General features: G+C 57.0%; 14 protein-coding genes. 5 read left to right on the top strand and 9 right to left on the bottom strand.

All coding sequences use genetic code 11. The features are described from left to right. The first annotated feature begins 241 nt into the window (after positions 1–241). From I9182_RS10705 to I9182_RS10720, 4 genes are all read left to right on the top strand, one after another. A complete protein-coding gene (locus tag I9182_RS10705; RefSeq protein ID WP_209598217.1) occupies positions 242–889 on the top strand; it encodes a 50S ribosomal protein L25/general stress protein Ctc in 648 nt (215 codons plus the stop codon). A 141-nt stretch (positions 890–1,030) separates the two neighbouring features. Further along, positions 1,031–1,711 (top strand): aminoacyl-tRNA hydrolase, encoded by a 681-nt coding sequence (gene pth / locus I9182_RS10710; RefSeq protein ID WP_209505414.1) that lies wholly within the window; start codon positions 1,031–1,033, stop codon positions 1,709–1,711. Positions 1,712–1,794: 83 nt separating this feature from the next. Beyond that, positions 1,795–2,958 carry a serine hydrolase gene (locus tag I9182_RS10715; RefSeq protein WP_209598218.1) on the top strand — a complete coding sequence of 388 codons (1,164 nt, stop codon included), beginning with the start codon at positions 1,795–1,797 and terminating at the stop codon, positions 2,956–2,958. A 9-nt stretch (positions 2,959–2,967) separates the two neighbouring features. Beyond that, the gene (locus I9182_RS10720) at positions 2,968–3,342 is read left to right on the top strand and encodes a DUF2237 domain-containing protein (RefSeq protein WP_209505410.1); all 375 of its coding nucleotides are present in this window, start codon (positions 2,968–2,970) and stop codon (positions 3,340–3,342) included. 28 nt (positions 3,343–3,370) lie between these two features. On the opposite strand, the gene I9182_RS10725 is transcribed toward I9182_RS10720, so the two are convergent. From I9182_RS10725 to rpsA, 6 genes are all read right to left on the bottom strand, one after another. Further along, positions 3,371–5,026, bottom strand: a complete 1,656-nt coding sequence (locus I9182_RS10725; protein WP_209598219.1) for an Ig-like domain-containing protein — start codon at positions 5,024–5,026, stop codon at positions 3,371–3,373. A 689-nt stretch (positions 5,027–5,715) separates the two neighbouring features. Further along, positions 5,716–6,963, bottom strand: coding sequence for a tryptophan synthase subunit beta (gene trpB / locus I9182_RS10730; RefSeq protein ID WP_209505407.1), 1,248 nt, complete (start codon positions 6,961–6,963; stop codon positions 5,716–5,718). Positions 6,964–7,061: 98 nt separating this feature from the next. After that, positions 7,062–7,706 carry a phosphoribosylanthranilate isomerase gene (locus tag I9182_RS10735; RefSeq protein ID WP_209598220.1) on the bottom strand — a complete coding sequence of 215 codons (645 nt, stop codon included), beginning with the start codon at positions 7,704–7,706 and terminating at the stop codon, positions 7,062–7,064. A 5-nt stretch (positions 7,707–7,711) separates the two neighbouring features. Continuing rightward, positions 7,712–8,062 (bottom strand): LapA family protein, encoded by a 351-nt coding sequence (locus I9182_RS10740; RefSeq protein WP_209505811.1) that lies wholly within the window; start codon positions 8,060–8,062, stop codon positions 7,712–7,714. Positions 8,063–8,069: 7 nt separating this feature from the next. Next, the gene (gene ihfB, locus I9182_RS10745) at positions 8,070–8,354 is read right to left on the bottom strand and encodes an integration host factor subunit beta (protein ID WP_050603110.1); all 285 of its coding nucleotides are present in this window, start codon (positions 8,352–8,354) and stop codon (positions 8,070–8,072) included. Between the two features lie 270 nt (positions 8,355–8,624). After that, positions 8,625–10,301 carry a 30S ribosomal protein S1 gene (rpsA, locus tag I9182_RS10750; RefSeq protein WP_209505405.1) on the bottom strand — a complete coding sequence of 559 codons (1,677 nt, stop codon included), beginning with the start codon at positions 10,299–10,301 and terminating at the stop codon, positions 8,625–8,627. Positions 10,302–10,934: 633 nt separating this feature from the next. On the opposite strand from rpsA, the gene I9182_RS10755 reads away from it, so the two are divergent. Beyond that, positions 10,935–11,411, top strand: coding sequence for a YHS domain-containing (seleno)protein (locus I9182_RS10755; RefSeq protein ID WP_209505404.1), 477 nt, complete (start codon positions 10,935–10,937; stop codon positions 11,409–11,411). A gap of 24 nt (positions 11,412–11,435) precedes the next feature. Here the strand turns inward: I9182_RS10755 and cmk are convergent, their stop codons facing one another. From cmk to I9182_RS10770, 3 genes are all read right to left on the bottom strand, one after another. After that, positions 11,436–12,053, bottom strand: a complete 618-nt coding sequence (gene cmk, locus I9182_RS10760; RefSeq protein ID WP_209505403.1) for a (d)CMP kinase — start codon at positions 12,051–12,053, stop codon at positions 11,436–11,438. Then, on the bottom strand, positions 12,050–13,396 hold the full coding sequence (gene aroA, locus I9182_RS10765) for a 3-phosphoshikimate 1-carboxyvinyltransferase (RefSeq protein WP_209598221.1): 1,347 nt from the start codon (positions 13,394–13,396) through the stop codon (positions 12,050–12,052). Before aroA ends, cmk begins: the two co-directional genes overlap by 4 nt. Positions 13,397–13,464: 68 nt before the next feature. Further along, positions 13,465–14,175: a tRNA (guanine(46)-N(7))-methyltransferase TrmB gene (locus I9182_RS10770; RefSeq protein WP_209505400.1), complete on the bottom strand. Its 711-nt coding sequence runs from the start codon at positions 14,173–14,175 to the stop codon at positions 13,465–13,467. Positions 14,176–14,264: the final 89 nt, after the last annotated feature.

Raw genomic sequence — 14,264 nt, forward strand, 5'->3', positions numbered from 1 at the left:
ACAAGGGGGCTCTGCCCCCGACGCCCGTTCCGGGCGCCTCCCCCGGGATATTTTTGGCCAGATGAAGCTGGGGATCCTTCAGTCGTTCGCCAGATAAATACTCCAGGACAGGCGATAGAACCCAACCGAACGGCATGGCAAGAAATACCTCTTTCCAAATCGGGTGAATCAAGCTAAGGACGCGGCTTCACGCGGGTATACAGCCTTGGAGGATGCCCGCCCTAACATTGGAGAATATATCATGGCTGGTGAGATTCCTGATCTCGTAGCTCTGGAACGGACGGGGACAGGCAAGGGCGCCGCTCGTCAGGCACGCCGCGACGGCATGGTTCCGGGCATCGTATTTGGTGGCGACAAAGATCCGCTGCCAATCCAGATTCCGTTCAACGTCCTGTTCAAGCGCCTGAAAGCGGGCCGGTTCAAGTCGACTTTGTGGAACCTCAAGGTTGAAGGTCACGAAGATGTCCGCGTTATCTGCCGCGACGTTCAGCGCGACGTTGTCAAAGACCTGCCGACCCATCTGGACCTGATGCGTCTGCGTCGGACCACCAAGATCGCGCTGTTCATTCCTGTTGAGTTCATCAATGAGGATGCAGCCCCTGGCATTAAGAAGGGTGGCGTTCTGACGGTTGTCCGCCCGGAAGTCGAACTGATGTGCACCGCCGGCGACATTCCCGAGAAGATCACGGTTGATCTGACCGGTCTGAACATCAACGACGTTGTGACCATTTCGTCGGTTGATCTGCCTGAGGGCACCAAACCGACCATCGACCGTGACTTTGTGATTGCCAACATCTCGGCGCCGACTGGCCTGTCCACAAGCGACGAAGATGAAGAAGTTGAAGTTGCAGCCGATGAAGTCGAAGTTGTCGGCAAAGAAGAAGAATAAGTTAGGAATAGAATTTCCGACTTTGAAACGGGGCTCGGGTGAGCCCCGTTTTTTTTGGGACCCGACATTCACGCGCGACTGGATTTCCTGACGTTTTCCGGGCATGAAATGTCTTTGAAGTGACAAAGGCAGAACAGAAACATGAAGCTGTTTGTTGGATTGGGAAACCCGGGTCAGAAATATGCCCGGAACCGGCACAATATCGGGTTCATGGCCCTGGACCGGATCGCTGCAGATCACGGGTTTGGCCCCTGGAAGTCGAAGTTTCAGGCCGAGATATCGGAAGGTCGGCTTGGCACTGAGAAAGTCCTTTTGTTGAAACCGCAGACCTACATGAACCGATCGGGTCAATCCGTGGGTGAGGCGATGCGGTTTTACAAGCTGGAGTCCACCGACGTTGTTGTATTTCATGACGAATTGGACCTTGCCCCGGGCAAATTGCGCGTCAAGGCAGGGGGCGGGCACGCCGGGCATAACGGACTGCGCTCGATCCATGAGCATATCGGGGCGGCATATGACCGTGTACGCCTTGGGATCGGGCATCCGGGCCGCAAGGAAATGGTTTCGGGGTACGTGCTCAGTGATTTCGCGAAATCCGAAACCAGTTGGCTGGACGACGTTCTTCGGGGTGTTTCGGACGGGGCACCCTACCTGGCACAGGACGAGGGCGGCAAGTTCATGAATGCAGTTGCATTGCGCACTGCCCCGCCGCGATCATCAAAAACCGCTGCACCTAAAGCCGACACACCTTCAACGCCCGCACCCGACACCGAGGATGACGACCGGTCTGCCATGCAGAAGCTTTTGGACAAATTCAGGTAGCACCCCGGCCTCTTTCCGTTACGTAGAGGTTGCAGAATGCAACCTCCCGCGTTCCAATACCGGCCAACTAGGGAGGCAATGCGATGAAATCCATATTGAAGTGGGTGCTGCGCATCGTACTGGCGCTGGTTCTGGCCACCACTGCCGTCGGGCTGTGGAAGCGCGAAGAGTTGCAGCGCCTATTGGCCGTAAACTCGTTATTTTCGGAAGAGAAGATCGTTCACAATTTCTCGCATATGGACGAGGCTTTTCTGACCGTAAACCTGCCGCGCGGAGACGCGCCAACCTGGGACCTGCCTTATGGCGAAGGATTCGACTTGCCGGAAGGAACCGACAGCTGGATCGATGAACGATCGGTCACGTCGTTGCTGGTCATGCAGAACGGCAAGATCAGATTCGAGGAATATTATCTTGGCACCGGGCCGGATGACCGGAGGATTTCCTGGTCGGTCGCCAAAAGCTATCTTTCGGCGCTTTTCGGTATCCTGCTGCAAGAGGGCGCAATCGGGTCGTTGGATGACCCGGTCGTCAAATATGCGCCCAAACTGAAAGGCAGCGCGTATGAAACCGCGTCGATCCGCAACGTGCTGAACATGGCAAGCGGCGTGACGTTTGATGAAGATTATCTCGACCCAAATTCCGACATCAATCGGATGGGGCGTGTGGTTGCCCTGGGTGGTGAGCTGGACGATTTCGCAGCCTCGCTGCAAGACAGCTTTGCGACGCCGGGTGAAACCTGGCAATACGTGTCGATCGACACCCATGTTCTGGGCATGGTGATACGCGGTGCGACCGGGCGGAACGTGGCAGACCTTCTGACGGAAAAGATCCTTCAACCGTTGGGGCTGGAGCGGGACGGATACTACATCACTGATGGTGCAGGGGTCGCTTTTGTTTTGGGGGGCCTCAACTTTACCACACGTGATTTCGCCCGGTTCGGACAAATGATCCTGCAGGACGGCATCGCGAATGGAAAACAACTGGTTCCTGCCGAATGGATTTTCGAAGCCACCCAACCCAGCGCACCGACCGCACAAGGAGAGATCGGGTACGGGTATCAATGGTGGATTCCCCGCGGCGCGCATGAAGGAGAGTTTCTGGCCCGTGGCGTCTATGGGCAATACATGTATTTCAACCAGCCCAGGGGCGTTCTGATTGTGTCCACTGGTGCAGACAGGCTGTTCCGTGAACCCGGCGTGAATGATCTTAACATCGAAATGTTCCGCAAGATTGCGGAAAGTCTGTAAGATGCCATTATGCAGAAACAAGAAAGTATCAATGTACTGGGTGGCGTTCTGGCCCCGTGCTCTCGCGACCCTTTGACAGGGTTCTTCCGGGATGGCGCGTGCAATACCTGCCCCGAGGATCAGGGCAGTCATACCGTCTGCGCCGTGATGACGGCCGAGTTTCTGGCATTCTCAAAATATGTCGGCAATGATCTGAGCACGGCACGACCCGAATTCGACTTTCCAGGCCTTCGCCCCGGCGACAGTTGGTGTTTATGCGCCAGCCGATTTTTGCAAGCTCATGACGAAGGATGTGCACCGCAGGTTCATCTGGAGGCGACACATCAACGCGCGCTTGAGATCGTACCACTCGACATTTTGCTTCAAAATAAGGCAAAGACCTAAAGGACCCCCTAAGGGGCGCATGGCTGATTCAGAATGCCATTTGCCAGATCAGGCTGACACTGTAGTTTTCAAAACCGCTTTCGCCGATACCGTCATAGAACAGGTTTGCAGCCAGAAGGCTGTCGTTTTCCAGCCGGTAATCAAAACCCAGATCAGCGCGGGCGCGGGCGGTATCCCCTATCGGTGTCACGCCAGGAACAGTGCCTGAGCCGGATGTTGTACTCCAAATACCAGACAGACCACCGGTCAGCATCATCTGACCACGCGACACCTGGATTGGGTGACTGAAATCCATACCCAGCCGTGCAGTGGTCAGGCTGAAATCCTGCTGTGGGATCAGGTTGCCCAGACTATCGGTATAAGCCTCCTGATCGTCGCTGGCATAGCTAACATCCAGCAGCGGCATAAGCGTCAGGTCACCGCGCTTGAACTCTCCGGTTACGCGCGACTGGATCAGCCAGCGTTCACTATCGAAACTGTCGGTATAGGTGCCCAGTGGAGAAATATCGTTATCAGCCTGACCGTACAGAACGCGCCCTTCGAAAAACACCGGCTGGCTGGGCAGTTTGGCGACGACATAAGGTCCGACCAGCCACCCTGTGCCATCCACGCTGGCCGGGCCGTTTTCGGTTTCGGCATAGTCGATCTGCAACATGGCGCCGATCAGAAGGTTCGAGTTCACCCAGCCATGCGCCCCCACCACGGCCAAGGCATAAGAACTGTCGTAATCGTTTTGAGAGCTCCAGTTCCCGGACAGATTGAACCAGACCGGGTGGGTTGGGTCACTTGCAAATTTCAGAAACCCCGATCCTTGCGTTACCGACGAGTCCAGCGCACCTGATCCTGATTGCTGAAGAAACTGCGTCAGCTCTGGCTGATTGGTCACGAGGCTGTTGGCCCGGGCGTTCTGAAAGGCCTGCACCAGTCGCTGTGTGTCCGTTACACCCTGTTGTGTGCTGACCCTGTTGGACGCAAGGTTCAGGTTCCCGGCGGCATCCGAAAAAACGCCTGCGGGAATAAACAGCTCAATTGTACCGTTATTTTGCGCAGTCAACGTCGCAACATAATTGGATCCCGATCCTGTCAGGCTTGCGGACGCATTGGTAACCGACAAGTCGCCCACCGTGAAATCTGTGCTGGGTTCACTCAGTGTGATCACCGCTTGGAACGTACCGTTCCCGATTGTTGTCAGCGCACCAATTGAGGCCGTCGGCTGCGTCGTGTCTGCCAAAGTCCTAGTGTTGATAATCTGGGTATTCGTGACGCCCGACAGCGCTATTTCATAAAGGTAAAGCGACCCTCCGACGGTTTCGCGCGCGGTGAACATGACCCCAAGATAGCCATCAGCGGCGTAAGTGGAATCGGCTCCATTCTGGCTGAGTATCGTCGCGCCAATATATCCAAGATTGGCCAATCCTGCTGGCGTAATAGCAGGTTGAGTCAAAACACCATTGTTGAAATAGAACGATCCTCCCGGGCCTTCTCCCGAGCCGCCCAACGACATGAACGCTGTCGCAGTACTTTGGAGATTGGAAAAGAAAATCTGCCCGCCGTTAGGTGTTGCGACTGTCTGGGACGGAAACGAAGGGTTGCCAAACGCCAGACCCTCTTTGACGCTTCCCATCAAAAGCGCGGAAACCAAAAGACCCAGGCACGACAGCCTCGTAATTGCGGACCAAACCATATTACCTCCTACAGCACCGCGTGGGTGCCAAACACCAGAGTGCCCGGGGTTAAAATCGCATCCCAAGCAGCGTCATCCTTGCCCCATCTTCGCAGAGACATCCCCAGAACCGGCGGCAAATCGCCGGTTAATGAGAAGTTAATTCAATTGGAAGACGCTGTATAGAACGCGGCAGGAATCAACTGGGGCGTGCGGGACACGTCGTGTTGTTAGAACAACCGGGTTTTGACCAAGGCTAACTCTCAAACAGCTTGAAACACCCAGTATTTACGGTGTCGTCTCGCGGAGAAAGAAACCTAAGGCAGGCTACGCTGGAAACTCGTCTGCAAAGACAGAAGGGACATAATCGCTGAAATTTCAGCAATTTTACAACAGTGTGGCTCCACTTGCCGCACTGACCACCATTTGGAAACCTTCGAGCGCAAGTGGAACAGGGCGATATCGCTTGTGGGCGATTCTTTGACCGGGCTCCGGCGGGTCCAAAAGGATCGCTTGCGAGGGCGAGCATACAGTGACAAAACCGGATGCCACGCCGGGTAGGAGCAACAATCCATCTGCGCCCGGTGAAACAGAAATTGGATCCGAAAGCCATTTCGGAGCGGCACTACAATCAAGGGTGGACCGACGGGTTTTCCCGGCAGCTTGATTGATCGAAATTGTAAACCGGGGCATGTGGCCCCGGTTCGAAATCAACCGACAGTGCGACCCTCGGTGTCAGACATATCGAAGTTCAGGTATTTTGCGACGGTCTGAACATCCTTGTCACCGCGTCCACACATATTCATGCAAATCAGGTGGTCCTTGGGCAACTCTGGCGCGATCTTCATGACATGCGCCAGAGCGTGGCTGGGTTCCAGTGCGGGAATGATACCCTCGGTGGCACAGCACAGCTGGAATGCCTCAAGCGCTTCCTTGTCGGTAATCGAGACGTAAGTCGCGCGACCGACCTCATGCAACCAGGAATGTTCGGGCCCGATACCCGGATAGTCCAGACCAGCCGAAATCGAATAGCCTTCCAGAATCTGCCCGTCATCATCCTGCAACAGATAGGTCCGGTTGCCATGCAGAACGCCCGGGCGACCGCCTGTCAGCGAGGCACAATGCTCCATCTTTTCGTTTACACCTTTACCGCCGGCCTCAACACCGATGATGTTGACGGCCTTGTCATCAAGGAAAGGATAGAACAGGCCCATCGCGTTCGAGCCGCCACCGATAGCTGCAATGATCGTATCCGGCAGACGGCCTTCGGCCTTCATCATCTGCTCTTTGGCTTCCTTGCCGATGATCGACTGGAAATCACGCACCATCGCCGGGTATGGGTGCGGACCGGCCACTGTGCCGATGCAGTAAAACGTATCGCGCACATTGGTCACCCAGTCGCGCAGCGCGTCATTCATCGCGTCTTTCAGCGTACCACGACCCGAAGTGACCGGGATCACCTCGGCCCCCAGTAGGCGCATACGAAACACGTTCGGGGCCTGACGTTGCACGTCGTGGGCACCCATATAAACGATGCATTTCAGACCAAATTTCGCACAGACCGTGGCTGTCGCGACACCGTGCTGCCCTGCCCCGGTCTCGGCAATGATCCGGGTCTTGCCCATGCGGCGCGCCAGAATGATCTGGCCCAGCACGTTGTTGATCTTGTGTGCGCCGGTGTGGTTCAGTTCATCACGTTTCAGATAGATCTTCGCCCCGCCCAGATGCTCGGTCAGGCGTTCCGCGAAATACAGAGGCGAGGGGCGGCCCACATAGTTGGCCCACAGATCATCCATCTCGGCCCAGAAGGTCGGATCATCCTTGGCTTTGTTGTATTCCTCTTCCAGTGACAGGATCAGCGGCATCAGCGTTTCGCTGACAAAGCGCCCGCCGAAGATGCCAAATCGCCCTTGCTCGTCAGGGCCGGACATGAAGGAATTGAAAAGATCGTTGGCCATGGGTGTCTCCCTCGTCGTACCTGTCTGTCATAGGTGGTCGTAGCGGGATTTGCCATGACAAAACGCACCATGTCGCCCCCTTGCAGCGGCAAACAAAATCAGCGTGTCGCGTCGATAAATGCCTGTATCAATACAGCGTCCTTTACGCCCGGTGCGCTTTCAACACCGGACGCCACATCGACTTGCCGCGCACCCGTCATGCGGATCGCCTCAGCGACATTGTCTGGGTTCAGACCACCGGACAACATCCACGGCCTGCGCCAGTATTTGCGACCTGCCAGCAGCCGCCAGTCAAAAGGAAGACCGTTGCCGCCGGGAAGTTCCGAATTCTTCGGCGGCTTTGCATCGATCAGAAGCTGGTCTGCAACTTCGGAATACAGATCAATCGCAGCCAGGTCCTCGGCCTCGGCAACACCGATCGCCTTGATGACGGGCAGGCCATAGCGCTGCTTGATCTCTGCCACACGCTCGGGACTCTCTCCACCGTGAAGCTGCAACATATCCAGCGGAACACCCGCGACAATCTCATCAAGCTGCGCGTCCGAGAAATTCACGGCCAGAGCGACCTTGGCGACGCCGATTGGTATTTCGGCGGCCAACGCCGCGGCTTGCGGTATCGGCGCGTAACGGGGCGATTTGGGAAAGAAGTTGAACCCGACGTAGCGCGCGCCAGCTTCAACCGCAGCGCGCACATGTTCTGGGGCGGTCAAACCGCAGATCTTGACGGACACAACGGTAGACATAAGCCTCAGCTGGCCTCGTCGAGCAGGGCCAGAATATCATCCTTACCCTCGTTCTGCTTTTTCTTGAGCTTCTTGACTTCGCGTTCAAGCTTGCGGACCTCGCCCTTTTTCACGGTCGCATCGCGGCGGTGTTTATGTTCCCGCAGCCATTCCCACATGAAACCGATGATCAAACCGGCGACAACGCCACCGAGAACGACCAGAAAAAGCGGTAAAGAGGTACTGACGTTAAAGCCCAGAAGCTCGGCCAGAGCATCGGGCATCAGTTTCAGTTCCACAGACTGAACATTTGCCAGGGAAACGGAAATCAGAACGATCCCGAGAGTCCCAAGAAAAGCATATCGAAGGTAACGCATCATGAGGTCAGGCTTTACCGTTCAAACGATCCCTGAGCAACTTACCAGTTTTGAAAAATGGTACACATTTTTCTTCGACCTGAACGGTTTCACCGGTACGGGGGTTGCGCCCAACGCGGGCATCCCGCTTTTTCACCGAAAAGGCACCAAAGCCGCGCAGCTCGACCCGGTCGCCGCGCGCCATGGCATCGGTGACTTCTTCGAACACGGTGTTCACAATCCGCTCGACATCACGCTGATAGAGATGCGGGTTTTCGTCAGCGATTTTCTGAATCAGTTCTGAACGGATCATTCGTGATACCCTCCCAGGCAGCCGGTGTGACAGGTCTACTGTTTTGACAGTATAGGAAAAAACCCAGAACGGGGGAACGGATACTCTGCGTGTTGAGGCTTTATTTTGCCATATTCTCACGCGAAATTTTGCCCGACAGACTGATTTACACACTTCAAGCGCGAACATAATCGAGTTTAAGCAGCGTGTTTGGAACACGTTGATTCGCAACAAAAACGGCCCCGCACTTCCATGCGGGGCCGTAAATCATACTTGGGATGCGCCCCGGGCTTAGTCGCCCGACTTCAGCGCTGCACCCAGAATGTCGCCCAGCGACGCGCCCGAGTCGGAAGAACCGTACTGTTCCACGGCTTCTTTCTCTTCTGCGATCTCGCGTGCCTTGATCGACAGACCCAGACGGCGGGTCTTGCTGTCGACATTGGTTACGCGGACATCAACCTTGTCACCGACCGAGAAACGCTCGGGGCGCTGTTCGGAACGGTCACGCGACAAGTCGGAACGACGGATGAACGACTTCATGCCTTCGTACTCAACCTCGATGCCGCCATCTTCGATTGCGGTCACTTCGACAGTGATGACCGAGCCACGCTTCACGCCGCCAACGGCTTCTGCGAACTTGTCACCACCCAAAGCTTTGATCGACAAGGAGATACGCTCTTTCTCGACATCCACTTCCGAGACAACGGCCGAAACCATGTCGCCTTTGCGGTAGTTCTGGATCGCATCCTCGCCACGCTCGTCCCAGGACAGGTCCGACAGGTGAACCATGCCGTCGATGTCGCCCTCGAGGCCAATGAACAGACCAAATTCGGTGATGTTCTTGACTTCGCCTTCGACTTCGGTGCCCTCGGGGTGTGTTTCTGCAAACACTTCCCATGGGTTGCGCTGTGTCTGTTTCAGGCCCAGAGACACGCGACGCTTGGCGCCGTCGATTTCCAGAACCATGACGTCGACTTCCTGGCTGGTCGAAACGATCTTGCCGGGGTGGACGTTTTTCTTGGTCCAGGACATCTCGGACACGTGCACCAGACCTTCCACACCGGCTTCCAGCTCGACGAATGCGCCGTAGTCGGTGATGTTGGTGACGCGACCCTGATGAACCGAGCCCAGCGGGTATTTGGCAGCAACCAGATCCCACGGATCTTCCTGAAGCTGCTTCATGCCCAGGCTGATGCGGTGGGTGTCTTTGTTGATCTTGATGACCTGAACCTTGATGGTTTCGCCGATCGTCAGGATCTCGGACGGGTGGTTCACACGACGCCATGCCATGTCGGTGACGTGCAGCAGGCCGTCAACGCCGCCCAGGTCAACAAATGCACCGTATTCGGTGATGTTCTTGACGACACCCTCGACGGTCTGACCTTCGGACAGGTTGCCGATGACTTCGGCACGCTGTTCGGCACGCGATTCTTCCAAGATGGCGCGGCGCGACACAACGATGTTGCCACGGCGGCGGTCCATTTTCAGAATCTGGAACGGCTGCTTCAGACCCATCAGCGGGCCAGCGTCGCGCACGGGGCGCACGTCAACCTGCGAGCCGGGCAGGAACGCAACTGCGCCACCCAGATCGACGGTGAAGCCACCCTTGACGCGGCCAAAGATTGCACCTTCGACGCGCTGGTCGTCGGCATATGCTTTTTCCAGACGGTCCCATGCCTCTTCACGGCGGGCCATCTCGCGCGAGATGACAGCTTCGCCACGGGCGTTTTCTGCGGCGCGCAGGTAAACTTCGACCTCGTCGCCGACAGCGATTTCAGGGGCTTCGCCGGGATTTGCGAATTCTTTCAGATCAACGCGGCCTTCCATTTTGTAGCCTACGTCGATGATGGCTTGGCCGGCTTCGATCGCCAGAACCTTGCCTTTGACAACAGAACCCTCTTCGGGTGTGTCCATTTCGAAGCTTTCATTCAGGAGGGCTTCGAATTCCTCCATGGATGCGTTAGCCATGTGGCGTTCATTTCCTTTACAGTACGTTTTTGCTGGCCGAGCGGTTGTCTCCGCCGGTCTTGTTTCATGATGCCGTCTGGCGTGACCCGGTGCGCCCCTGAGCAAACAAACACAAAGGGCCGAGGTAACCCGGCCCTGCTCAGAAACGTCATCCGGACGTTGACCGCCCTTGTATCGACAGCGCGCGTATAGGCTGAATCTTGAACCGGTGCAAGTGCAAAGCCTATGGTGCGCGGCAGCGCGCGCAGGAACTCTTGCCTAACGCTGATCCCCCCGAGCGTCATAGCAACCTGAACAATAGCGGGTTCTGACTGAAATGGCTTGCACGGTTCGCGTCGGGTCTTCTTTAGGCGGTTTCTCGGTATTGGGACGCGGGACCACATGGTTGTGTCTTCGAGTGCAGCGCAAGGGTGAAGTGTCTTGAAACACCGCGCGGGACCCGGCACTCAGCTGCCTGTGTCACGAGATGTATCGTGGAGAATTGGAGTGAGAACAGCAATCCATTCGACCGTTTGTACGATCTGCAACATTTGGCGACGTATCTGAGATTAAACGTTCGGCATTCTTTCCCTAATTTTGCCTTGTCGGTCGACAAAGCGGTCGACCCGAAACCAGAACCAAAGGGAAAATATCATGAAATCTCTCATCTTTACCGCCATGGCAACTGCAATTGCCCTGTCCACCCCAGCCTTTGCTGCTGACGAAATCAACGTGTCCAACGGCATTTCAGCCGCCGGTGCGCCGCTGGCCGCCCATGGGGTTGATCTGGTTGCACTGGTCAATGATGGCAACCCGGTCGAAGGCTTCGCCACTCACTCGTCAACTTATGACGGAGCCTCCTACTATTTCACGTCCGCCGCGAACCGAGAAGCGTTCGAAGCAAACCCTGCTGCATACCTGCCGCAGCACGGTGGCTTCTGTTCGTTCGGTGTATCGGTCGGCAAGAAGTTTGACGGTGACCCGGATCAATACCTTGTCGCAGACGGAAAACTGTTTCTTTTCCTGAATGCAGAAACCCGGGCAGCCTTCTTGAAGGATGTTGGCGCCACCGCAAAAACCGCGGATGACCAATGGGCGAATATCAAAAGCGTCGCCGTGGGCGAGCTGTAAGACCTGACCCGTTTGCCCGCGGCGTTAGCGCGTCGCGGGCAGTTTCACGTTGATCACCTCAACGGCTTTGGCCAACGCCGCCTCGATACTCAGATCGGTGGTGTCCAACTGCACAGCATCTTCAGCGGGTTTCATCGGAGCTGTGCTACGCTCAGCATCCCGCGCGTCGCGTTCTCTGACATCAGCCAGAACCTGTTCACGGGTTACGTCAGCGCCTTTTGCACTAAGCTCCAGAAAACGACGCTCGGCGCGCACTTCTGCACTGGCTGTAACAAACAGCTTCACTTCGGCATCCGGACAAATCACCGTGCCAATATCACGACCGTCCAGAACGGCCCCACCTGCCCTGCGGGAAAACGCGCGCTGAAAATCGACCAAGGCTGCGCGAACCTCTGGAAGAACCGCCACTTTGGAAGCTGCCTGTGCAATCTCGGCGGTGCGCAGATCCCCTTGTTCAAGTTCTTCCGCTGTCAGGGCCTGCGCGGCTTCTAGCGCGTCAACCCCTTCCAGGGTTCGCCTTCCGACAGCGCGATACAGCAAACCCGTGTCCAGATGGGCAAAGCCGAAATGCGTCGCCACAGCCTTGGATATTGTGCCCTTGCCCGCAGCCGCTGGTCCGTCAATGGCAACCGTGAAACTCACGTGCGCTCTACCTTTGCACCCAATGACGCCATCAAAGGTTCAAATATCGGGAACGACGTCGCGATCGGGCCGCCATCATCCACACTCACGGGGCTCTGTGCCCCCATACCCATCACCATGAACGACATGGCAATGCGGTGATCCAGAAAGCTTTCGCAGGTGCCGCCGCCTGGAACGTTGCCGATGCCCAGCCCTTCAACCGACCACCAATCGTCACCCTCGTTGACCGTGACGCCGTTGGCCCGCAGACCGCGCGCCATGGCATCGATGCGGTCGCTTTCCTTCACCCGGAGTTCCTTTACTCCGCCCATCATCGTGGTGCCCGTGGCGTTTGCAGCAACCACGGACAAAACGGGATATTCGTCGATCATCGAGGCCGCGCGTTCTGGCGGCACGTCAATGCCCTTCATGTTTGGCGAGTATTTCGCGCGCAGATCGGCAACCGGCTCGCCGCCCTCTTCGCGCTCGTTTTCATAGGTCAGATCAGCGCCCATCTCACGCAGGGTCGTAAAGAGGCCCGCGCGTGTGGGGTTCAAACCGATCCCCGGCACCAAAACATCGGATCCAGGTGTGATCAGTGCCGCGCAAACCGGAAAAGCCGCGCTGGACGGATCGCGCGGTACAGCGATGACCTGCGGCTTCAGCTCCGGACGACCGGTCAGAGAGATAACACGGCCTTCGTCGGTATCCTCGACGGTGATCTCGGCGCCAAATCCAGCTAGCATCCGTTCGGAATGGTCGCGCGTGGCCTCTTTCTCGATCACAACGGTCTTTCCGGGGGCATTCAGACCCGCCAGCAGAACGGCGGATTTCACCTGCGCCGACGGCACCGGAACTTCGTATCGCACAGGGGTAGGGTCCGCCGCGCCAACGATGGTCATCGGCAAGCGCCCGCCGGACCGTCCAACCGATTCTGCCCCAAACAGGGCCAGAGGATCAGTCACCCGGGCCATGGGGCGTTTGTTCAGACTGGCATCACCAGTAAATGTCGCAGTGATCGGAGAGGTCGCCATCGCCCCCATGATCAAGCGCACACCGGTTCCCGAGTTGCCACAGTCGATCACTTGGCCCGGTTCGGCGAAGCCACCGACACCCACGCCGTGCACTGTCCATTCCCCGTTTCCGTGATCTGTGACCTCGGCGCCGAAGGCACGCATCGCCTTGGCGGTATCCAGAACGTCTTCGCCCTCGAGCAAACCCGAAATCCGGGTTTCACCCACGGCCATCGCGCCAAGGATCAGCGACCGGTGCGAAATCGACTTGTCGCCGGGCACCTCTGCCGTGCCGGTCAGCGGGCCGCAGGGATGCGAGGTCATCGGGATGGGCGTGCCGTGTCCGGACATGAGGGCTCCTTTTGCGCTATCAGTGCTCAAGCCGATTAGCGAATTGACGCCCGTTGGTCCAGCGGCAATCAGCCTTTGCGTCGGAAGGTCAGGTAATGAGGTGTCCGACCCTCGCGCAGCGCCTTCTGTTCGTATCGCGTCGAGATCCAGTCGTCCCACGGTTCACGCCAGTCAGAAGGACGTTCCGCCAGCCATTCAAACCCGGTGCGCGGAACCTCTTCCAATGTCTGACGCACGTAATCGGGAATGTCAGTTGCAACCCGGAAGATCGCCCCGGGTTTCAGCACCTTTGCCAGTGGCTCAAGATGTTCCGGCGTCACAAAACGGCGGCGATGATGCCGCGTTTTAGGCCAGGGATCGGGGTATAGCAGGAACGCGCGCGAAATGCAGGCCTCTGGCAGCACGTCGAACAGGTCGCGCGCATCTCCGGGGTGCACGGCAAGGTTGTCTACACCTGCCTGACGGATTTTGCCCAGCAGCATGGCAACACCGTTGATGTAAGGCTCGGCCCCGATGATGCCAATGCCAGGATTGTTTTGCGCCTGGTGCACTAAATGCTCACCACCGCCAAAGCCGACTTCCAACCAAACCGACCTGCCGCCGAATAGACCGTCCAGGTCTAGCGGCCTGCGTTCAGGGTTAGTGTCCCAGTCCACAGCGCCGGGCGACAAGGCCACCAGATCTTCGTTCAGATAGGTCTTTTGACTGGGCTTCAGGGTCTTGCCCTTGAAGCGGCCATAAAAGTTTCTGCGCGGGCGTTGTGGGGTCTCGGTGCTCATGACGGTGGCCATACTGCGCAGCGGAGTACGTTGCAAGAGCGTGCACTGCCCCAAAGAAAAAGCGCGCCCATGAAGGCGCGCTTTGGATT

Origin of the sequence: Ruegeria sp. HKCCSP351, assembly GCF_017872535.1 — a bacterium.
Classification (GTDB): Bacteria; Pseudomonadota; Alphaproteobacteria; order Rhodobacterales; family Rhodobacteraceae; genus Ruegeria.